The organism is Streptomyces yatensis (assembly GCF_018069625.1).
In the GTDB taxonomy this organism is placed as follows: Bacteria; Actinomycetota; Actinomycetes; order Streptomycetales; family Streptomycetaceae; genus Streptomyces; species Streptomyces yatensis.
Map to the genome: position 1 here is coordinate 10,324,314 of NZ_CP072941.1, position 22,106 is coordinate 10,346,419.

Below are 22,106 nucleotides of genomic sequence, written 5' to 3' on the forward strand. Positions count from 1 at the left end.
ATTCGGAGCACCTCCATGACCGTGAAACCCGAAATCGTCCTGCCCTTCCCGAACCTCACCACCGATCTGATCGTCGGCCCCGCACGCCTGCCCGGTAGCGGTGAGCGGATCGTGGTGCTCGACCCGTCGACCGAGCAGGCACTCGCCACCGTCGCCGATGCCTCGGTCGAGGAAGCCCTCGCCGCCGTGGAGGCGGCGAAGGCCGCGGCTGCGGACTGGCGCGCTCGTTCGCCCCGGGACCGCGCGGAAATCCTGCGCCGATGCTGGGAGCTGATGACCGAGCGTGCGGAGGATATCGCCCTGCTCATCTCCTTGGAGAACGGAAAGTCCCTGGACGACGCGCGGGGTGAGGTGGCCTATGCCGCCGAGTTCTTCCGCTGGTATTCGGAGGAAGCGGTCCGGGTGATCGGAGAGATCTCCCGTTCGCCCGCGGGTAACAACCGCATCGTCGTCCAGCACGAGCCGATCGGCGTCTCGGTACTCATCACACCGTGGAACTTCCCCGCGGCGATGGCGACCCGCAAGATAGCCCCCGCGCTCGCCGCCGGCTGCACCGTAGTGCTCAAGCCCGCCACCCTCACCCCGCTGACCGCCTACGCGGTCGCGGACATCTTGCGTGCCGCCGGTGTCCCGGACGGCGTCGTCAATGTCGTCACCACCCGTAGCACCGGGCCCGTCGTCTCCGCGATGCTGCACCATCCGGCCGTGCGCGCGATGTCGTTCACCGGGTCCACCGAGGTCGGCCGGACACTGCTGCGCGAATCGGCCGACCAGGTGCTCAAGTGCTCGATGGAGCTGGGCGGCAACGCACCGTTCATCGTGCTCGAGGACGCCGAGATCGAGAGCACGGTGGACGCGCTGATGATCGCCAAGATGCGCAACGGCGGCCAGGCTTGCACCGCGGCCAACCGCATCCTGGTGCACCGGAACCTCATGCAGCCGCTCGCCGACGCACTCGGCGCCCGGATGAGTGCTCTCCGGGTCGGCCCCGCCTGCCGTGAGGACATCGAACTCGGCCCGCTCATCAGCCCGCAGGCTGTGGCCAAGGTGACCGAACTCGTCGACGACGCGGTGCATCAGGGCGCGAAGGCGAGCACGGTGGGGGACCGCCCCGCAGGCCCCGGCTACTACTACCCGCCGACCGTGCTCGTCGACGTCCCCCTGGACGCGGCCATCGTGGCCGAGGAAATCTTCGGCCCCGTCGCGTCGCTGATCCCGTTCGACAATGACGCCGAAGCGATCGAGCTGGCCAACGATACCCAGTACGGCCTCGCCGCCTACGTCTACGGCGGCGACCTGCGCCGTGCCATGCAGGTGGCCGAACGGATCGAAGCCGGCATGGTCGGCGTCAACCGCGGTCTCGTCTCCGACCCGGCCGCGCCGTTCGGCGGTGTCAAGCAGAGCGGTCTCGGCCGCGAAGGCAGCAGGGAAGGGCTGCTGGAGTTCAGCGAAACCAAGTACATCGCCGTCCAATGGTGACCTCCCGAGCCCCGCGAAACCGAGACAGAGGTGGCAAGAGCGCGTTCCGGGCGCCGCGAGGCCGCGGAGAACCGCCAGAAGCACTCTGACGGTCACAACCGCGCCAGTGGCGGCGTGAGCGTCTGCTCCGCGCCGGGGCCGACCCCGGCGCGGAGCTTCCCCGGCACTCGCCCTGGTGCGGCGATCAGCCGGTGGCACTGGCCGCGGGCTAGATGAATGGGCTGTCAACTGACCATGTAGGACACGGTCTTAGGCCAGGGCGTGTATCGGACTTGGAGAAACCCGCCTCCTACCCACGGCTTCTGGATAGAACTTCTTCCTTCCGCTCACGAGAGCTGCTGCTGGGCGTCGGAGGCGGTCACACGTGTTCGATGAGGGAGACGGCGGTGGTACCGGGGGAAAGCGCCTGGAAGGTGTGCGGGTGGTCGCCCGGGTAGGCGATGTAGTCGCCAGGGCAGAGTGTGACGGGGGCGTCGGGGTGGCCGACCAGGGCGCGGCCGGTGCCGAGCCAGACGTGTTCCATGGTGCCGGGCATGTGGGGGTCGGAGTTGCGTGCGGAGCCGGGCTCGGCGCGGATTACGTACATGTCCCGGCGGGCGTTCGGCGGGCAGGCAGCGAGCAGGGTGGCGCTGTAGTTGGCCCGTTCGGAGTGGACCACCGGGCCCTCGCCGGCCCGGATCACGGTGACGCTCGGCTTCGGCGGGTCGACCAGGCGGCTCAGCGGGACGCCGAGGGCGACGGCGAGCGCCCAGAGGGTTTCCACGCTGGGGTTTCCGCTGCCGGATTCCAGCTGGGACAGCGTGGACTTGGCGATCCCGGCGCGTTTGGCCAGGTCCGTCAGGGACAGCCCGGTGGCGCCCCGCTCCCGGCGCAGGGCTCGGGCGATGATGTCCAGCGGGGCGGATCGTGAGGGTTCGGCCATGGCCATGTGGTCGCTCCTGGATGGTCCGGTGGAGTGGTCGCCGCGCAGTGTGGCTGACGCACAGCCCGTTCGGTAGAGGAGTCTGATCGTTCGGATTGACGAACACAAATCGGTGTGTTCATTATTGCAGGTGTCACGTTCGGTCTGTCGAACGATGTGGGCTCCAGGTGAGGCTCACGTGCCCGGATTGAGGCTGGGAACCGCGGCCTCAGCGAGAACACATCCGTCCCGATTCACGGCGATCAGCGAAGGATTGAAGATGAACACTGTTTTGCCGTCTGCCGTGGAAGCCATCGGCGCGACACCGTTGGTTCGGCTCGATCGGATCACGAGGGGGCTGGACGGGACCATCCTGGCCAAGCTGGACTACCTGAATCCAGGCGGATCCAAGAAGGACCGCGTGGCAAAAGGGATCATTGAGGAAGCTGAGGGCTCCGGGCACCTCAAGCCCGGACAACCGGTAGTCGAGCTTACGAGCGGCAACACGGGAACCGGGCTGGCGATCGTATGCGGCGTCAAGGGCTATCCGTTCATCGCGGTCATGTCCAAGGGGAACTCGCTGGAGCGAGCCCGGATGATGGCAGCGCTCGGCGCCGAGGTGGTGCTGGTCGACCAGCTGCCCGGCTCCGTACCCGGGCAGGTTTCCGGTGGAGACCTGGAGCTGGTCGAAGCCAGAACGAAGGAGATCACCCAAGCCCGCGGTGCGTTTCGGCCCAACCAGTTTCATCATGACGGCAACTGGCTCGCCCACTATCGCGGCACAGGCCAGGAGCTGTGGCAGCAGACGGGCGGTGCGGTCGACGGATTCGCAGACTTCATCGGCTCAGGCGGAACGTACGCAGGCGTGACCAGGGCCCTCAAGGAACACAACCCCGCTGTGCGCTGCTTCGCCGTCGAACCCGCGGGCGCCGCGGTCGTGGCCGGCCAGCCGCTCACCAACCCTGATCATCCGATCCAGGGAGGCGGCTACGCCATGGACGACTTGACCTATCTCAAGGGCGTGCCGGTCGACGGCTTCGTCCAGGTCACTGGCGACGAGGCGAAGCAGGCCGCCCGCCGGCTAGCGACCACGGAAGGCATCTTCGGCGGCTTCTCCTCCGGCGCCAACCTCGCCGCGGCCCTGAACCTGCTGGACGGCGAGATGCGAGGCAAGACCTTGGCCATCATGATCTGTGATAGCGGCCTCAAGTACCTGTCCACGGACCTGTGGCCCGACGCCTGAGGGACCAGCACACCCCGCTCGGCAGCCCTGCGCTTGCCGAAAATTTCATCCGCTCTGGTCGGAGGCCTGCGCCCGGGCCGGCGGTGCCTTCGCGCCCAACCACAAGGGCATGGAGATGCCCGGCCCGGCGGGGGAGCGGTGGGGCCATCTGCGCCGCCAAGTCCTGACCTCGCGTAACGTGCGGGGCGGGCCGGTCACGGACTGGCTTCTGGGCGGGCTGAACTACCAGATCGAGCACCACCTGTTCCTGAATATGCCCAGGTGTCACCTGGAGCTCGTGCAGCCTCTGGTCCGGGAACATTGCCGCAGCCTCGGCCTCCCGTATGCCGAGACCGGACTGCTCGACTCCTACCGGCAAGGGCTGCGGCACATGCACACGGTCGGCGGTGCGGCCCGGCCCGAATGAGCGCGCAGACGGCTGCGGAGCCACGGACCGGACGCGTGGCGGTCGCGCGGGGTGACCGGGGCGACCCAGCACGGCGCCCGTCCTCGCCCGTCTCGACGTGGTCGGCGAGCTGAGCGATGACCTGTCCGGGCCGGAGACCCTTCGGGCCGCGATGCCACGCACCCATGCGGCGGCTGGTGTCGGCGGACAGCCGGACCCGCGCCCGCAATCCGTCTTTCACATCCCGCTGCGCCGCACCCTCGCGGACGGAGCGGAAGGTGTTCACCCGGCCTGCGCCGGAATCCGCGCAGGCTCAGGTGATATTTCCTCAGTCCGGGCCGGGCGTGGCGGGGTTCGCGTTGCGGTGCCCGCGCCTACCGTCCCCCTGGACGGAGGCCGGCCCGGCACCGTGGACCACGCACGGCGACGGGTCGATGCCGCGTGGCACCATGCTCGACCACCGCACTGGTTCATCCCGGGCCGTGATGACCAGGACCCCAGACCCGGCTCGGACACGTCCACCTCGTCGATACTGTCCATGCCTTACGCGACGGCGTCGGCACCAGGCCGGTTCACCGGCGGTATGCACACCAACCGGACGAGCACCCCCGTGCGAGTCCGGACTTACAGCCCCGAACGGCTTCGGCTTGCGAGGGTCTCGCGACAGAGTCGCGGACGGCCACACCACAGGTCGCCGCGGGGGGCGTAGCCCGTACGCGGTGGGCTGGCCACCGTGCGCCGCAGCGGCTGTGCGAGCGAGTGGGTGACCCGTCGCCGGGACCTGCGGGCCCTCTTCACCCGGGGGCTACGGCCCCCTTTGGGCCCGAAGTCCCGACCCGCCGTCCGGAGGGCTATGTGCGGGGGAGCGAGGTGTTGGTGATCGGGAGCGGCTGGTCGGCGCCCGCCACGTAGAGGTCGGTTGGGGCCGTGCGCAGCCGGAACGTGTCGTCCTCGCGCGAGACGCGTACGGACAGCACGAAGAAACCGTCGTCCTCGGCGGTGGTCTTCACGTGGTACTCGCTCTCCCAGTAGGTCTGCAGGAAGACTTCGGTGCCCGCGGGCTCGACCCCTTCGGGGAGGGTGACCTTGCCCTGGACGGTGAGGATGTCGCCTGCCTTCACCTTCTTCTTGTTGACCTGGTAACTGACGGAGCTGGGTTTGGCGTTGGCGGCCACGGTGGTGTCCGCGTAGTAGCCGTCCTGTGGGGTGTTGGGGTCGCCGTCCTCGTCGTAGAGGGCCGTGATCTGCACTTCGTGCTGGGCGTTGAGCAGGCTGCTGCCGGTCACGTGGTCGATGTCGACGTCGGGGATGGTGAACTTCCCGTTGGTATCGGTGACCGGCGTGCCCAGCTCGCGCGGCTCGTAGTAGGTGGGGTCGATGGGGTCGCCCCACGGATTCCAGGTGGTGAAGAGGACGACCTCCTGGACGGTGACGGGGATGTTGGGGGCCGGGGTGCCGTCGGCCTTGGTGACGGTGCCGGTGACGTCGACGTGGCGGTTGTCGTAGTCGGTCCTGGGCGGATTGGTGCTCACCGTCAGCACGTAGGCGTCGCCTGGGGAGGCGTCCGAGGGCTTCGCCGAGGCGGCCGGCGCGGACAGGGCGCCTGCGGCGAGCAGGAGCGCGGCGGTGGCGGCGAGCCGCGTCGGCAGGGACTTTCTGGGCACGGGGCAACTCCAACTTCGGTCGGGACTGGAGGAGTCGCGCCGGGCGGCACCGGTTCCGCCGCGGCGCGGGTGTGCGACGCACCAGGTTCGACCGGTGGGGTGGGGCGGGAGTTGTCCCCTGCGCGGCCGCTGTTACGCGGCTGTGGCAGGAGGCGGGTTTGTCCGGGTTCCGTGTTCACCTGGGCGTCGGCCGCAGGTCGCCCCGCATTGCCCTGGGCGGATGGATGATGGGGATGCGGGGGGAGTGGAGAGAGAACCGGGAACGGGCTGTCCTGGCGACGGCGCGCGGCCCGCGGGGCGCGGCCTCGGCGTGGCGGCCTACCTGCAGGCGCACGGCCGGCAACTGCGCGGCGGGCTCGCGGATGGGAACGGTCTGATCGTGGCCGTTGAACTGACCTGTCGAAGAGCCACAGCTGGGGACGAAGCGGACGGGGGTTGGTTGGCGGCACGGGACATGCTGGTGTGTCAGCTGATCCAGATGCCCTCGGGTGAGATCCGGTGTGCGAGGCGTCGGCCGGCCTCACTGATCGGGGTCGACCAGGACACATCGGCGATCTGGCACCCGAAGTCGTCGGCGAGTGCCTCTACGAGCGTGGCGCCGACGCCTTTGCGGCGGTAGGCGTCCGCCACCCGGCGCCCTGCCACGCCAGGAAGCCGACGAGACGAGCGATGAAACTGCGGTAGAACGCACTGAACTCGCTTGCTATGCTCGCTCAACGAAGCCCCCGTTCTCCGAGCGGCTTGGTCGTCTGCGCGTACTCCTGGTGTTTCCGCCACAACAAACGCAGATACTGGCCCACCAAGGCCAGACGCCGTACACCTGGGCGGGTGGTGAAAACCACCCTTGAACTGATCGCCGTATCCATCGCCACCCCCTCGATCGCGGCCGTTGAACGCGGCCTTCATCAGGGAAGTGGCGTAAATGGTCCGCAGCGTGAACTGCCTACTCAAAACGGTCTGCGAAGGTGACGGCCGTCACATAGACAGCTTCAGCAACCGTTCACCATTCCCCTCCCTCCACGGGGTCGTGCTTGGTCAGGCTGTGCATATGGAGGCGGCGCTGGTGTGGCAGCGCTCGGCCCGTCTCCGGCACGCGATTCGAGAACCTCCCGAAGACTGTGAGGTGCTGGGACTGCGGGCCCCGTAACCCGCTGCGCGATCCTGGCCCGGAGTAGACGAGCGCTCGACTGTCGGTCCCTCTCCGTACTCTTGGCGCTCAGCCGCTTGGGCTACGGCCCGTGCTGGGCCTTGGATCAAGGGAAGCGGGACCGCACAGTGACATCGATCTACCTCTCTTCCGACAACCCCAGGTGGATACCGAAGACCGAGGCCGACCTCCAGGCCGCTGTCGACGGCGGCCTGTTCGAGGAGAGCCATCACCTGGACCTGAAGAAGGCCCCGAACAGCAAGGGCGACAACAAGGAACTGGCGCGAGATCTGTCCTCGTTCGCCGTCGACGGCGGCACCCTGATCATCGGTGTGCAGGAGAACAAGGAGAGCCTCACCTTCGAACTCGCCCCCCAGCCCCTAAACGGGCTGCCGGAGAAAATCGAGCAGGTGGCACGAACGATCCCCGACCCGCCGCTGGCCATCCTCACCGAGGAGATCAGCGCTGCGGCCGACGACGGGACCGGCTATCTCATCGTGCACATCCCTGCCAGCCCCGTCGCACCGCACATGGTCGACAACCGCTACTTCGGCCGCGGCGACAAGACGAAGTACCAGATGGGCGATGCCGAAGTCGTCAGCCTGCACGCGCGGCGGCGCAACACCGAGGCCGATACCCTCGCCCTACTGCGCAAGGAGATGGACGAAGACCCGCTGCGCGACGTCGGAGCCCAGTCCCACCTCTTCCTGGTCGCCCGGCCCACCGCCGGGCGACGGGACATGTGCCTGTCCATCACCGGTGCACAGGACTGGAACATGCGCCTGCACACCCTGGTCCGCCGTGTCCACGAGAACCGGTTCTGGCACAGCTTCCGTGCAGCGGCTACTCTGCGTAGTTGCTGCGGCTACTCGGCCGTAATTCCCGGGCGGTCATGGTGGCGGGTCTCGTGCGGTGCCGAGATGTTGACTGTACGAGCTATGACGGAAGCTGATGTCCCGGCTGTATCAGCGATACGTGTGACCGGCTGGCAGACCGCGTATGCCGGAATCGTGCCCCAGCCCTACCTCGATGAAATGACGGTTGAGGTCGATGTCCAGCAGCGCCGCCGGCACTTCGAAAGGTCGAACGAGGGCACGACCAACCTGGTAGCGGTCGACGCACTTGGACGAGTCGTGGGGTGGGCGTGCCTCGGACGCTTTCGCGGCAATAGCACGAGTACGGCTATGGGTGAGCTCTACGCCCTATACGTTCAGCCCTCACTCATTGGGTCCGGAATCGGTCGCATGCTCCTCGACGCCGTGCACGCTCACGCTCAGGCGGACGGCTTCAGCCTGATGCTGTTGTGGGTCCTCACCGACAACACTCGGGCACGTCACTTCTATGAGCGAGCGGGCTATATCGCTGACGGCGCTGTCCAGGCTTACGACTACGACGGAGTATCCGTACCGAAGTTCGTTACCGGCGCACCCTGTAGGAAACGTACTGAGTGAGTTCGCCGGAAGTCAGGCGAGGAGAACCCGTTTCCGCAGAAGAGGAAAGCCCGCGCGGCCGAACATCTGCCGTTTGAGCATCTTAAAAGTTACGTGGAATCTGCCGGGGTGATCATGTCTCTCCGGTGCAACCACGGACTTGGGGAATGTGTTGAGCGGCACGACGGTGCTGATGGAGAAGTGGCCGGTGCTCGGCCGGCATGAGCAGGCGGCGACCTGGCTGACGATCTGGACGGATCTCGGACGTGCGCCCCGCACGATCGATACCTACGCCCGCGGGCTGGCCGAGTACTTGCTGATGTGCGAACGGGAGAACGTCGACCCGGTCACCGCGAACCGCGCACATACAGCCGTCTACGTAAGGGAGTTGACCTCACGGCCTCACCGTCGAGGAGCCAATGTGGTCACGATCGACTCGGGGTCGGGGCTAGCGAATGCCACGATCCAACAGCGGCTGGTGCCGGTCCGCCTGTTCTACGACTTCCTCATGGAGGAAGGCATGCGGGAGTCGAACCCGGTCGGCCGGGGCCGCTTCACCCCAGGGCGCCAGAGGGGCGGGCAGCAGCGCGGGCTGGTGCCGCGGCTGACGAAGCTGCCGTGGATCCCCAGTGAACAGCAGTGGCTCGGGATCCTGCAGGTCGCGCGGGAGGAGCCGGTCCGCAACCGAGTGATGCTGGCCCTGGCCTACGATGCCGCGCTGCGACGAGAGGAACTGTGCTCACTTCGGACCGATGACCTCGATCCGGCCCACCGGACGCTGAGGGTGCGGGCGGAGACGACGAAGAACCGATTGGAGCGGGTGGTGCCGTACTCGCCGTCGACCGGCGTGCTGATGTCGGCCTACCTCGCCCACCGGGCCACGGTCAGCCGGGCCAGGGGGCCGCTGTTCCTTTCGGAGTCCCGGCGCAACCACGGGCAGCCGCTGACCCTGTGGACCTGGTCGAAGGTGGTCCGCCGGATCGCCCTGGAGGCCGGTGTCCCGCGGTTCTCGACCCACACCACCCGGCACCTGTGTCTGACCGATCTGGCCCGGACGGGCTGGGAGTTGCACGCGATCGCGACCTTCGCCGGCCACCGCAACACCGATTTCCACGCTCCAGTACATCCACCTGTCCGGCCGGGACCTGGCCGACAAGCTGGCCCGCGGCATGGAGCACATCCATGCCTGGCGAATACAGATGCTCACGTCTGCGGACGGCACAACGGCGGAGGTGTCGAGGTGACCGCACCACCACCGGCCATCGCCGCCGAGGACGGGGCCGGACGCTGGTCCTGGCCGATCTCCCCGCCCCGCGACAACGCCGCGGTGGCAGTGCGATCTGCTGAAGCCAGGGCCGTGGCCGACCTGGGCGTGCGTAATCTGCGGCGACTGCAGTACCACGACCCGTCCGCGCAGGGCTGGCGGGTGATCGGTCGGCTGCTGGGTCCGCTCGAGGCGGTCAACGCCGCACTGGACTCCCCACTCACCCCGCACCGTCGGCGGGCCATGCTCGACGTGGTCGCTGTGCTGCTGACGCGGTGCGCGGAGACCGGCAGGACCTTCTGGGGCTGGAGCGAGGAGGAATGGTTCCACCTGCTCGGCCGCACTCAGGCCGAGTTCCGCCAGCACGCGCCGAGCTGGGCAGGCGACGAGGTCCGCCCTTATCTCGCGGCGCACGCTTACCTGCTCGGTGGCTTCAACGAGTTCCACCGACTCGGTAGTTTCCAACGACTCACCCTGGCCTGGCGGATCTTCGGACGCGACCGCGTCAACGGCGAGATCGCACGACTTCGTACGGTCCTGGGCGCTTGGGGCTACCGGCTCGGCCGGGACGAGGACACGCTGCTGCCGATGGTGGTCTGCCAGCTGTTCCTGCTCAACCGCAGCCCGCATCTTGAGGATCTGGACACTGCGCTGTTCGACCGGGTTCGCCGCGACGGGCTGCTGGAGGGCAGTCGTCTGAACACCCTGCACGCGATGCAGCGGGCGGTCGCCGAGCTCGGATTCTGTGATCCTCCGCGTCCCGGCACCGGCCGCCACTCGGCTCGGGCGACCGGTGGCGCGCAGATCTGGGAACAGTGGGCCGACCGCTGGCACACCACCTCGACACTGACGCCGCGTGTCCGCGGCAGCGTCCGCTCGAACCTGCTCAAGGTCGGCCGGTGGATCGCCGCCGAACAGCCCGACGCCGCCGATCCGGCCGACTGGACGCGTCAGACCTGCGCTTCGTGGATCGCCGCGCTGGACCGGATGAAGGTCGGCGACTACGTCCAGCGCACGATCGGGCTGGGCGACCGTCTCGGCAAGCCACTGGAAGCGCCCAGCAAGGCTGGGCAGATCACCGCGCTGCGGACGTTCTTCCGGGACTGCCAGGAATGGGAGTGGCTGCCCCGTCGCTTCGATCAACTGCGCGCGCTGGCCATCCCCCGCAGCATCACGGCCCTCCTCGGGCCCGATCCCAGAGTGATCGCCGACGAGATCTGGGCGAAGCTGTTGTGGGCGGGCCTGAACCTGGAGCTCGCGGATCTGCCGCAGACCCGATCCGGGCATTTCTACCCCTTCGAACTGGTCCGCGCCGTCACGCTGACCTGGCTGTTCTCCGGCCAACGCAGTGACGAGATCGCCCGGTTGAGGGTGGGCTGCATCCGCTGGCAGCACGACGGGGCACCGATTGTCGGCGACTCGCAGCAGGTCCTGGCCCGCGACGCCGTCTGCCTGCTCGACGTCCCGACCCATAAAACCAGCTCCTCGTTCACCAAACCGGTCGATCCGATCCTGGGCCAGGCCATCGACGCTTGGCAGAGCATCCGCCCGGATCAGCCGAAGTTCACCGACCGCCGCACCAGCGAGGTGGTCGACCCGCTGTTCGCCGTCCGGGCCCGCCGCGTCTCCACCAGCTACATCAACAACACGATCATCCCGATGCTCTGCCGCAAGGCCGGAGTCCCGGCCGCCGACGTCCGCGGCAACATCACCAGCCACCGGGCCCGGTCCACCATCGCCAGCCAGCTCTACAACGCCAAGGAGCCGATGACGCTGTTCGAGCTGCAAGCATGGCTCGGACACCGCTCACCGCAATCCACCCAGTACTACGCGAAGATCACGCCCAACACCCTCACGAAGGCATACACCGAGGCCGGGTACTTCGAGCGCAACGTCCGCACGGTCGAGGTCCTGCTCGATCGCGACGCCATCACCTCCGGGGCCGCGGCCACCGGTGAACCCTGGCAGTACTACGATCTCGGTCACGGGTTGTGCTCCTACTCGTTCTTCGAACAGTGCCAGCACCGGATGGCCTGCGCTCGCTGCGACTTCTACACGCCCAAGGAATCGACGAAATCCCAACTCGTCGAAGCCAAGGCGAACTTGCAGCGCATGCTCGTGAGCATTCCGCTCACCGAAGAGGAACGCGCCGCCGTCGACGACGGCCAGAGCGCCCTCGACCGCCTTCTCCAGCGCCTCGCAGAGGTGGCCACCCCAGCCGGCCCGACCCCGAGCGAGCTCCGCGCCGAACCCGGCCGGCCCCTGCCACTGACCGTCCGATCACCACCTGACCCCATCGACCGAAAGTGCTGCTGACATGCGACGCGACCTCTTCACCATCGACTTCCCCGGCCCGGGACGACTGAGCACCATGGCCAGACCCCGTGGCAATGACTGGCTCGAAGACGAGATGGCCGCACTGAAGACCTGCGGCGTCGACGTCCTGGTCTGCGCGCTCCCCGGCCCCGAACTCGACGAACTCGGCCTCGCAGACGAACCCCGGACAGCCGTCACGGCTGGGCTGCAGTTCGTCGCCATACCCATCCCCGACCGCACCGTCCCCGACCTCACCACGATCCGGCCTACCCTGCACAGACTCGCCGAACAGCTACACGAAGGCGCACACGTAGTCGCCCACTGCCGAGCCGGCATCGGACGCTCATCCCTCCTCGCGGCCGCACTCCTCATCCTCAACAATGTCGATCCCGACACTGCCTGGAACCAGATCGAACGAGCTCGCGGGCTCGCCGTCCCAGACACCGCCGAGCAGCGAGAGTGGACGATGGAACTGCGCAAATAGGCATGATGTTGACAAATCAGATTCCATAGAATGATCCGATTGACATGACCTTCGACGACGCCCGAATTCCAGGGCAGCGTGAGTCCGGCGATGACGGCGTCGCGGTCGCGGTCGATGCCGGCGGCGAGCGTGTGGAGGCTGGGCAGGTCGTCCTGACGGACGGCATCGAGCCAGTCCGGCAGACGCTCGCCCTTGCGGCCGGTGACCATGGCCGCGAAGGCACGGACGTGCCGGGTCAGAGCGTCGAGTTCGGGGCAGTGAGCCCGGACGACCTTGAGCTGGAGATGCTCGGATTCGGTGAGGGTTTCCGGATTCCGGAGGATCCATCCGGCGACGGCTCGGGGCGACGGCGGCCGAGCAGTCACCGGACCTGGTGAAGTGCGCTTGTCGTGCAGGTAGGCGCGAACGCGCTGGTAGCTGCCCTTGTAGCCGAGGGGGACGATTCCTCCCACAGCTTCCACGCGTTTGTGCAGCCCTCGTTCCAGCGGTCGTCCAGGTAGGGCTTGTAGTCATCGAGGACCGAAGGCCGGTTCTGCCATTGACCGGTGAACAGCTCCTCCGGCGTCGCGACGTCGGCGAACTGCTTGACGGTTCGCCAGCTCATCCCGAGCTGGCGCTGGACCGAGCGTCGACTGTGCCCTGCGTTCAGCAGGGCGTGGACGGCAGTGTGCCGGGCCCGTGTCCGGTCGGCGAAGCGGTGTCCTCGTGGCCAAGGCGAAGCCGACGGGTCCGCGGCCGGGACTGCCTCGGGTTCGGGCTGAGGTGCTGCGGGCGTCAGAACCTGCAGACATCGGCGGTGCTGAGCGACGCTCCGCTCGGCGGCCTCGCTCAGGTTGTGCCAGAGATGCCACCTGTCCGCGACCTGGACCGCTTGCGGCGCTCCGGCCGCAGCGCCTTCAGCGAAGAACGGCGCGCGGTCCCGGCAGACGACCTCGACGCCGGGCCGCTCGGCGAGCCATGCAGCCAGGCTGGATGCCTCCCGGTCCGGGAGCAAGTCGACCGGACGGCGGGTTTCGACGTCTGCTGAGTCTCATTTCAATGTCCATTCATATTTCTCGTTGTGATGTCACTGGTACGGGAGCTTAGGCAGGTAGCTGACCTGGTGTCACCGCAAGTACATCCCTTTTGTGAGACGACAGCGGGTGAGAAAAATGGCTGTCACGTTGTGAGAATTGCCAGGACATTTTCGTGAGAATTGCTATAGCGAGTCCCGTCTGACCTGTGGTTTCTCGGTGGTCGATGCTGTCATGCCTGCAGGATCGACGGCCGCGCCCCCGCCTACCGCGAATGGCTCCAACCGCTTGACCAGTATCAACACAGGCAATCCATCTTGCTTGCGCGGCGCTTACGGCGCGGAGGTTCCTTAGCTCGTGCCCATCCCTGCTTGCGCGGGACTTACGCGAGAGCACCCTCCATGACGCGCGGGTACTTCGAGCCATCCCTGCTTGCGCGGGGCTCACGTCGGCGGCCTGCTGGGCTCGAGACCTGATGCCGAGCCATCCCTGCTTGCGCGGGGCTGGCTGTCGCCTCTACATGACCGCGACTCCACGCATCGATCCAGTCCCGCTTCCGCAGGACCTGTCGTCGCCTCTACATGACCGCGACCCCACGGCTCGATCCATCCCTGCTGACGCGGAGCTTGTCCCGAGAAGGTGCGCGTGGACCGCGGTAAGGGCGATTCATTCCTGCTTGCGCGGGGCTTGTCTCTTCGTGGCCTGATGTTCTCGGGTGAGTTTAGCAGCGTTTGTGTGTCATCGGTGGTCGTGTGGCGGACGGTTGCTTCCGGCCGGGGTGGGTGACGTGGTGTGGGCTGTAAGGGGGGCTGGTGCGTGGGAGGGTTGTGGTTTCTCGGCGGACCGGTGGTGGGGGTGGCGGTGATGGGGGCTGTTGAGGACGCCCGGCTGGGGGGTATCGATCTGGGGCCGTGGACGGAGTTCGATGCGGCTTCGAATACGGTGTATCCGCTGTTGTTCGGGATGCTCGACAGTGCGGTGATGGCGTTCGAGGTGTGGGAACGTGTGGTGACCGTTTCCCAGCGGGATATGCTGAGCGAGGGTATGGGGCTGCCTGCGGCGCAGGCGCGGTCGGTGGTGGCGTTCCTGGCCGGGCTTCAGGATCTGGGACGCATGGTTCCCCGATTCCAGCGCGCGCACCATGCCGCCTGGGCGCGGCTCGATGACACGCTGGTGGAGCAGGCGGGCGGCGATACCGGGTGGACACCGACCGCGCGCAGTTCGATGCATGTGGCGCTGGGGGTGCTGACCATGAGCGGCTACGCGTGCGCCGGCAACGCCAGTCCCGCGGTGCGGGCGGCCCAGGTGGTCGGTGGCTGCAGGGGATTCTTCCTCCAGGCTGATATCGAGGGTGCGGCGTCCGCGCGCCGGGTGTCTGTTGCGGCCGGGGGAGAGGCATGGGACAGGCTGCGTCACCGTTACGCGGCCGTGGTGCGGCATCTGACGGGAGCCGTACACGTTCCCGAACGGCTGTCCGTCCCCGCGGCGGTACTCGCGGCCGGTGTGGGGACGGTGGCCGGCCAGCTGGCGAGGCAGCGGTCCTACTGGCTGCCGAAGGCGCACATGCCGGCCTTCGGGGCGGCCGAACACTTCACTCTGGCAAGCGGGGAGGCGCGGGACGTTCTGGATGCGGCATGGCTGGAGAAGCTGGAGTGGCAGGACGTGCCGTTCGCGGTGGCGCATCCGCGCGCCAGGCGCCCCAACAGGTTCCAGGAGTCGCTGATGACCCAACTGCCCTCCCTGGTCGGGAAGTCGGGCAGCGGTATCCTGGTGGCGGCGGATGCGACCGGGACGGGCAAGAGTGTCGGCGCGCTGCAGGCGTCGCGGATCTTCAACGCGGCCTGCGGGAGTAGGGGAGTGGCGTGGCTGTCGCCCAGCACCGCCACCGCGGATGCCTCCTGGGAACTGCTCGAGGACTACGTGCGCCGGCACGATCCCTACCGGGCACCGGTCGCTCTCGCGCACAGCCACAGCTGGCTCAACGCCGCCTACAGCGACCGCCGGCTCGCCGCGGTGGAACTCGCCCCGGTCCCGGTGGCCGCAGGGGAGAGGGTGCCGCCGACGGGGGACGCCGCTGGCGCGGGTGATGACGATCCGGTGACGGAGCCCCCCAGGCTGCTGCGGGGGCACGACGCGGCCTTGCTGGCCCCGTTCTGCGCCGCGACGGTCGATCAGGCGCAGATGGCTGTCCTGCCCGTCCACTCCAACGCGGTACGGCTGCTGGGCCTGTCCGGCAAGACGGTCGTCGTCGACGAGGCGCACGCCCTGTCTGCCTTCAGCCACCTGCAACTGCTGCGCCTGCTGGGCTGGTTCGGGTCCCTGCGCACCCCCGTGGTGCTGCTGTCGGCGACTCTGCCCGCCTCCACTGCCGACGCATTCGTGCGCGCCTACCTGACAGGTGCCGGCCACAGGGCCTCCGCTCTGCCGCAGGGTGCCTTCAGCCCGTCGTATCCGGGCTGGCTGTTCGCCGATGCCGCGACCGCGACCGCCACCGTCATGGACGAGACCGCACGCCTTCGTCACGCCGCAGGCCAGCACCGTCAGGCCCGTATCCGCGTCCACGACGTGCGGCGCACACGGCTCGGCCCGCAGCCGCGCACCGTCGGGAGCACAGAGCGCCTCGCGGTGATCGGTGACGTGCTCACGCCCGTCATCAGCCACGGCGGATGCGCCGCGGTGACCTGCGCGACTGTCCCGGACGCCCAGGACACCTACCGGCACCTGAAGCACACCTGGCCCGGCGACCCGGCCGACCTCGTCCTGCTGCACGCCCGCTTCCCCGGCCACCACCGTGAACGTCTCCTGCGCACCCTGAGCCGCCGGCTGGGACCCACCGGCGAGCGCCCGGAGCGGCTCGTCGTTGTCACCACGAGCCTGCTCGACACGAGCCTGGACATCGACGTCGACCTGATGGTCAGCGACCTGGCCTCCGTCGCCCGCCTGCTGCAGCGTCTGGGACGCCTCGCACGCTTCGCCCTACGCTGGCAGAACGATGATGCCTCCCGCCGCCCGGTGTGGTGGGGCGACGGCCACATCCCGGACTTCCACGTCCTCGAACCCGTCTCGGCCGCCGGCGCCACTTCGATCCCGGCCGGCTGGCGCACCCTGGAATCCCCCTTCGTCCTGCGCGCCACTGCCGACCTGCTGCGCACCCGCTCACTGATCAGCCTGCCCGGCGATGTGCAGGACCTGGTCGAGCAGATCCACGGCCCGCACTCGCCCTTCGCCGGGGCCACCGAAGCCCTCAGATACGACGCGGCCCGCCTGCGGACAAAGGACACCATCGAACGGCACCTCAGCGCCCAGCATCTCCTCCCGCCGCCGGGCCGTGTCTCCTCCCTGGCCGACCTCCACCGCCAGCGCCTGACCACCGCGCAGGCCGCCACCCGGCTGGGCACGCTGCCCGTGCGGCTGCTGCCCTGCTACCGCACCGCCTCCGGCGGCCTCGCCCTCGACCGGGCCGGCCGCCACCCCCTTCCCACCGGGCCGCGTCTGGAGACCGCCGGCATCCGCCGCGTCCTGCAGCACACCCTGCCCGTCCCCGCCGCCTGGGTCGCCCGCCGCGGCCCCCAGCACCGTCCCCCGAGGCCTGGAGCACCCACCCCCTGCTCGCGGACCTGGTCCTGCTGCCCGCACCGGCCCACCACACCGGACACACCGAACAGTACGGCCGCTACCTGCTGCGCATGGACGACGAACTCGGCCTTGTCCACACCACAGCCCGCTGACCGGCAGGAGAACACCTCCCCGCCGCCGGGTATTCGTATGACTTATCTCGCCGTTTGTACACGCGGGGTCACTCTGTGATTATCTGAATGTGTGCCCGGTCGAAGATTCCACCGAGGCAAACGCCCCTGTGCCACAAGCACTCTGACGGGCCGCATGCACCATGTCCCGCCCGTTCCCGGCCGAGTGACGCCCAGGCCGCGGCCCCGCCGCCCTCCCCGCCGTCCCGGGACAGGGAAGCCCCGCACTCTCATCCCCCTCGCCCTTCTTCTCCTGCTGCCTCTGTGGAGCACCACCGTTGACACCGCCCGACCGCTTCAGCGCGGCCGACGACCCCTGGATCGACGTCCGTGACCAGCACGGCTACCACCGCACCGGCCTGCGCGGCCTGATCCTTGACGCCCACACCATCGAAGACCTCGCCGTGGCCGCCGCCCCGGCCGCATCGGCCATCCTGCGCATCGCGACCGTCCTGGCCGCCCGCATCACCGGCCTCGACGACCCCGAACTGAACGCCGACACCTGGAACCGGCACCGCAGTGAACTCCTCGGCCGTACCGACGGGTTCGACACCGACGCCGTCAACACCTACTTCGCGAAGTACTCCTTCGACGTGTTCGACCCGTTACGGCCCTGGATGCAGGACCCCCGGCTGCGCGAGCAGTGCGCGATACCCTCCGGCATCAACACGCTCGTCTTCGGACGCCCCGCAGGCAACAACCTGGCCTGGCTCAGCCCCCACCACGACCAAGCAGCGATGCCCCTGCCCACCGGCGAGGCACTCCAGCACCTCCTCATCCACCACTACTACGGAGCATCCGGCGGCTGCACCTCCCGCACAGCCGGCACACTCACATGCCCCCGCGCCGCCGCCGGCCCCCTGCGCGGCACCGTCTCCTTCCACCCCCTGGGCCGCACCCTGTACGAAACGCTCCTGGCAGGCATCCCGAAATTCACCGCCGACGAACAGAGCGAACCAGACCACTGCCCATGGGAAGAGCCCCAACTCCCCGACCCGCAAGCCCCCTTACCGCCCGCCACCTGGCCGGGACGGCGCCTGACAGGCATGAACCGGCACTCCGTGCTCCTCGTGCCCGGCGACGACGCGAGCACCGTCACCAACGCCTACCTGACCTGGTCCACCCAGCAGCCCCGGCTCGCGGTGACCGACCCCTACCTCGTCGTCCGCACCGGCACCGGCCGCCCGCCCCAAGCCCGTCCCCGCCGCGCGGACGCCGACCGCGCCTGGTGGCGCGAGCTGGACTCCCTGGTCCTGGCTCCCGACGAACAGCATGCGACACGCCGCCCGGAAGTCTTCGACACCCTCAACGACCTCCCACCCCCAGTACGCAAGAGCCTGCGCGTACGGGTCCACGGCTTCGACCAGGACACCAAAACCATCCAGCGCCGCTGGTACACGGCCATCACCCCGCCCCTGCTCGCCTGGAGTCAGGAACACGACCCCGCACGCGCCAACCGCATCTCCGAATGCTGCACCGCAGCCGAGAGCACCGCCTCCCGCCTGACGTTCCTGACCAACCAGGCGTGGAAGGACACCTGCCACGCAGCCCCCTCCTCAAAAGATCCCTCGTGGACCGCCACAGCCCGCAGCCTGTACTGGCAGCAAGCCGAAGCAGCGTTCTGGCACCTCCTGGACACCGACACCCCCGCACGGATCACGTTCGCCGACACCGCAGCCCGCGCCCTGCGCACCGCGACTGCCAGCGCCCGCTTCCGCCACCGCGCCGCCGCCCGCGCCATCGCCACAGCAGTCGACGCCCTCTACACCCGCCCCCCGCCGCCCGCGCACGCCAGGACCCTGATGCCCACTGCGATTGAGTACCGCCGCCACTACACCGGCTTCACCGCAAAGGTCGAGAAAGCCTGCACCGACCCCAAAGCGCGGCGGACCCTGCGCCAGGGCCGCGGCCGCCCGGTCGACGACTGCAACGGCATGCACCGCTTCCTGTCCGTGCTCACCCACGGCTACGGGCAACGCCGCGTCCACTACACCGTCGCCTCCCTGATCGCCCACGTCGACCCCCTCGATGCCGTACGGGCAGCACACGCCACCAGCACCGAACAACCCACCACCCCCGCAGCCACGAACCCCGACCCTGCCCCCGACCTCGACCCCTACAGTCCGGCCACCTGGCGGAAACGGCCCAACCTCGGCGCGACCCTCGCCCACGCGGTGCGCACCGCCGACTTCAACGAGACCCGTACCGACGAACTCCTCGCCGTCCTGGTCCGTCTCAGCGAGAACCAGCTGCACCGCCGCCTGCCCTCCCTGACCGGCCGTCTCATCGACGCAGACCTCACCCCCGACTGGCCGGTTCTTCTCGACGACCTCGCCCAGCGCGACCACGACCGGGGCCGGGTCGCCACCCGCTGGCAGGACGCCTTCTACCGCACCCTGTACCTGACCTCCAAGGAAACCCCGTGACTGCTGCCCGCTTCCTCGACATCCACGCCCTCCACCCGAGCACGGCCGCCAATCTGAACAGCGACGAGAGCGGGGAACCCAAAACCCTCGAACTGGGCGGCGCCATCCGCACGATGATCTCCTCCCAGGCATGGAAACGCCCGATCCGACTGGCCGTCGAAGAAGAACTCGACGAGCACGCCGCCCGCACCCGCATGGTCCCTCCGACCGTCACCGACGCGCTGCGCGCCGAGGGCTGGACCGAGGACCTGGCATCGTTCGCCGCGGCCCAGATCGCCGCCAGCGCGAAGACCGGGGGACTCAAGACCAATCCCCAAGAAGACCACCGCACCCAGGCCATGTTCTTCCTGCCCGCCGACACCGCCCGCCACCTGACACAACTGTGCCGCACCCACCGCACCACCCTCGAAGAAGGCCTGGCCAAACAGACCGCCACCAAGAAGCCGGCCCCCGCACTCCTGCCCACCGACGAGATCACCGCCCAGCTCACCCGCCGCACCGCCAGCATCAGCCTCTTCGGGCGCATGCTCACCGAAATCCACGACGGCCACATCCAAGCCGCCGTACAGATGGCCCCGGCCTTCACCGTCCACCGCAGCGAGCCCCAGCCGGACTTCTTCACCGCCGTCGATGACTGGCCCCGCCCTGGCGAAGCAGGCAGCGCCCACCTCAACACCGCCTACCGCTCCACCGGACACTTCTACCGCTTCGCGACCGTCAACACCACCACACTCCTGGCCAACCTGAACGGCGACACCACCACCGCCCGCACCCTCATCGACCTGTTCACCCAGGCATTCATCATGACCATGCCCCGCGGCGGACAGACCTCCGCAGCCGCGCACACCGTGCCCGACCTCGTCCACTACGTCGTACGTGACCGCCGACCCGTCTCCTACGGCGCCGCCTTCGAACAACCCGTCCGCTCCCACGGCCAGGGCTACGTCCTGCCCGCCCGCCAGGCCCTCACCACGTACGCCACCACCATCGACCGCCTCATCGGCACCCGCCACCGCATCACCCACGGCCACGCCACCACCGCCGGCACCCCCATCGGAGAACTGGGCACCCACCACACCGGTTTCGATGACCTCGCCGCCACCTGCGCCCGCACGGCCCTGCCCGACACCCCCAGCCAGGCCGCCGCATGAGCCGCGGACTGGTCCTGCGCGCAGCCGGCCTCCTGCAGTCCTACGGCGAGGCAGGCACCTTTCACCACCGCGACACCACAACCTTCCCCACCCGGTCCGCACTGATCGGCATGTTCGCCGCCGCCCAGGGACGCACCGCCGAACACGCCCTGGACCCTTACCCCGAACTGCCGGGCACCCCCAGCCACCGCGACCTTGCCCTCACCATCCGCGTCGACTGCCCCGGCACCCCTACCGCGACTGGCACACCACCGGCGGCGGACGCCCCCACCGCCAAGGCCTGCACACCAGCGACGGGAAATACCGCACCCAAAACAGATCCACGCACATCTCCCAACGGGACTATCTGACCGGCGCCGTCTTCACCATCGCCGTCCAAGGCCCCGCCCGCTCCTGGCGCACATCGCCACCACACTCACCACCCCGCGCTTCTCCCCCTACCTCGGCCGACGCGTCTGCCTGCCCGACGAACCCTCCTCATCCACACCGACATCCCCGACCCCGAAACCGCCCTGCGCGACCGCGTCCCCCTCAGCCTCGCCCACCCACCCCGCCCCGGCCAGACCCACGTGCCCATCGACTTCTGGGCCGAACACCCCCCACACCCCGGCACCCCACCCGACCGCGAAACCCCGAGCGAACCAGCCGACTTCACCCACACCCGCCGCCACCACCTGCTCCGCCCCCTGTGGAGAACCACCGAACCACTCCCCACCACCCTCTACGCCGGACCCCGGCCCATCGACACCCTCACCGACTACATCCTCAAGGACACCCCATGCCGGCAACCCTGACCCGCATCATCCTCAACCGCCACCACCGCAGAGCCTGCAACGACCTCGCCTACCGACCCGGCCTCCACAAAACCATGATGCGCCTCCTGCCCCACCCCGACGGCCCCCACCCCCGCAAAGCCGGCGGCCTCCTTTTCCGCCTCGACCCCGGCCTCGACCCCGTCCTCCTCGTCCAAACCGCCGACACCCCACACCTCGCCGGCCTCCCCGACGGCTACGGAGACATCACCACCCGCGACCTCACCCCCATCCTGACCGGCCTCACTCCCCACCTCCCCGTGCGCTACCGCATCACCGCCGCCCCCGTCGTCAGCCGCAGCGCCGACGCCGTACCCCACCCCGTCACCGGACGCCTCCGCGGCAAACTCACCCCCCTGACCGGACCGGACGCCATCGCCTGGTGGCAACGCCGCGCCCCGGCCGCCGGCCTGCACCTCACCAGCCTCCCCGCAGCCACACCCTGCCCCTTCCCCTCTCCCCGCCCAGGACCCTACGAGCGCCTGACCCAGTTCGACGGCACGGCCACCATCAGCGAACCGGCCCTCCTCGACACCGCGATCCGCGAAGGCATCGGCCGCGGCAAGGCCTACGGAGCCGGCCTGCTCACCCTCACCCCCGGCTGAACCATCCCGCCCTCCACGAAGCACGAAAGGCACCCCCCGC

General features: G+C 68.7%; 16 protein-coding genes and 1 pseudogene. 13 read left to right on the forward strand and 4 right to left on the reverse strand.

The features are described from left to right. Positions 1 to 15 precede the first annotated feature (15 nt). On the forward strand, positions 16 to 1,479 hold the full coding sequence (locus tag J8403_RS43110; protein ID WP_211127986.1) for an NAD-dependent succinate-semialdehyde dehydrogenase: 1,464 nt from the start codon (positions 16 to 18) through the stop codon (positions 1,477 to 1,479). A 358-nt stretch (positions 1,480 to 1,837) separates the two neighbouring features. On the opposite strand, the gene J8403_RS43115 is transcribed toward J8403_RS43110, so the two are convergent. Further along, positions 1,838 to 2,401, reverse strand: a complete 564-nt coding sequence (locus tag J8403_RS43115) for a helix-turn-helix domain-containing protein (RefSeq protein ID WP_211128713.1) — start codon at positions 2,399 to 2,401, stop codon at positions 1,838 to 1,840. Positions 2,402 to 2,660: 259 nt separating this feature from the next. On the opposite strand from J8403_RS43115, the gene J8403_RS43120 reads away from it, so the two are divergent. Together J8403_RS43120 and J8403_RS43125 are read left to right on the forward strand one after the other, a co-directional pair. Then, a complete protein-coding gene (locus J8403_RS43120) occupies positions 2,661 to 3,623 on the forward strand; it encodes a PLP-dependent cysteine synthase family protein (RefSeq protein ID WP_211127987.1) in 963 nt (320 codons plus the stop codon). 79 nt (positions 3,624 to 3,702) lie between these two features. Next, positions 3,703 to 4,029: pseudogene (locus tag J8403_RS43125) on the forward strand (fatty acid desaturase); the annotation flags it as partial. Between the two features lie 830 nt (positions 4,030 to 4,859). On the opposite strand, the gene J8403_RS43130 reads toward J8403_RS43125, so the two are convergent. Together J8403_RS43130 and J8403_RS43135 are read right to left on the reverse strand one after the other, a co-directional pair. Then, the gene (locus J8403_RS43130; protein ID WP_211127988.1) at positions 4,860 to 5,672 is read right to left on the reverse strand and encodes an acyl carrier protein; all 813 of its coding nucleotides are present in this window, start codon (positions 5,670 to 5,672) and stop codon (positions 4,860 to 4,862) included. A gap of 465 nt (positions 5,673 to 6,137) precedes the next feature. Continuing rightward, a complete protein-coding gene (locus tag J8403_RS43135) occupies positions 6,138 to 6,317 on the reverse strand; it encodes a hypothetical protein (RefSeq protein ID WP_211127989.1) in 180 nt (59 codons plus the stop codon). 630 nt (positions 6,318 to 6,947) lie between these two features. Here J8403_RS43135 and J8403_RS44200 point away from each other — a divergent pair. From J8403_RS44200 to J8403_RS43160, 4 genes are all read left to right on the forward strand, one after another. Continuing rightward, positions 6,948 to 8,270, forward strand: a complete 1,323-nt coding sequence (locus J8403_RS44200) for a GNAT family N-acetyltransferase (RefSeq protein ID WP_246586274.1) — start codon at positions 6,948 to 6,950, stop codon at positions 8,268 to 8,270. Positions 8,271 to 8,421: 151 nt separating this feature from the next. Next, on the forward strand, positions 8,422 to 11,829 hold the full coding sequence (locus J8403_RS44205; RefSeq protein WP_246586275.1) for a tyrosine-type recombinase/integrase: 3,408 nt from the start codon (positions 8,422 to 8,424) through the stop codon (positions 11,827 to 11,829). 1 nt (position 11,830) lies between these two features. Then, positions 11,831 to 12,313 (forward strand): protein-tyrosine phosphatase family protein, encoded by a 483-nt coding sequence (locus J8403_RS43155; RefSeq protein ID WP_211127990.1) that lies wholly within the window; start codon positions 11,831 to 11,833, stop codon positions 12,311 to 12,313. Between the two features lie 44 nt (positions 12,314 to 12,357). Then, complete coding sequence (locus tag J8403_RS43160; protein ID WP_211127991.1) at positions 12,358 to 12,690, forward strand: hypothetical protein; 333 nt, start codon at positions 12,358 to 12,360, stop codon at positions 12,688 to 12,690. Here J8403_RS43160 and J8403_RS43165 read toward each other — a convergent pair. Further along, complete coding sequence (locus tag J8403_RS43165; RefSeq protein WP_211127992.1) at positions 12,675 to 13,307, reverse strand: transposase; 633 nt, start codon at positions 13,305 to 13,307, stop codon at positions 12,675 to 12,677. The two genes, J8403_RS43160 and J8403_RS43165, sit on opposite strands and share 16 nt — an antisense overlap. Positions 13,308 to 14,190: 883 nt before the next feature. Here J8403_RS43165 and cas3 point away from each other — a divergent pair. From cas3 to J8403_RS43190, 6 genes are all read left to right on the forward strand, one after another. Next, complete coding sequence (gene cas3 / locus J8403_RS43170) at positions 14,191 to 17,133, forward strand: CRISPR-associated helicase Cas3' (protein WP_246586276.1); 2,943 nt, start codon at positions 14,191 to 14,193, stop codon at positions 17,131 to 17,133. A 217-nt stretch (positions 17,134 to 17,350) separates the two neighbouring features. Further along, positions 17,351 to 19,498, forward strand: coding sequence for a type I-E CRISPR-associated protein Cse1/CasA (gene casA, locus J8403_RS43175; protein ID WP_211127993.1), 2,148 nt, complete (start codon positions 17,351 to 17,353; stop codon positions 19,496 to 19,498). Continuing rightward, complete coding sequence (gene cas7e, locus J8403_RS43180; RefSeq protein ID WP_211121285.1) at positions 19,495 to 20,649, forward strand: type I-E CRISPR-associated protein Cas7/Cse4/CasC; 1,155 nt, start codon at positions 19,495 to 19,497, stop codon at positions 20,647 to 20,649. Before casA ends, cas7e begins: the two co-directional genes overlap by 4 nt. Next, positions 20,646 to 20,999 carry a CRISPR-associated protein Cas5 gene (gene cas5, locus J8403_RS44210; protein WP_246586277.1) on the forward strand — a complete coding sequence of 118 codons (354 nt, stop codon included), beginning with the start codon at positions 20,646 to 20,648 and terminating at the stop codon, positions 20,997 to 20,999. The genes cas7e and cas5 overlap by 4 nt, the downstream gene beginning before the upstream one ends. Before the next feature lie 219 nt (positions 21,000 to 21,218). Next, complete coding sequence (locus J8403_RS44215) at positions 21,219 to 21,443, forward strand: hypothetical protein (RefSeq protein WP_246586278.1); 225 nt, start codon at positions 21,219 to 21,221, stop codon at positions 21,441 to 21,443. Continuing rightward, complete coding sequence (locus J8403_RS43190; RefSeq protein ID WP_211121283.1) at positions 21,428 to 22,066, forward strand: type I-E CRISPR-associated protein Cas6/Cse3/CasE; 639 nt, start codon at positions 21,428 to 21,430, stop codon at positions 22,064 to 22,066. Before J8403_RS44215 ends, J8403_RS43190 begins: the two co-directional genes overlap by 16 nt. Positions 22,067 to 22,106 lie beyond the last annotated feature (40 nt).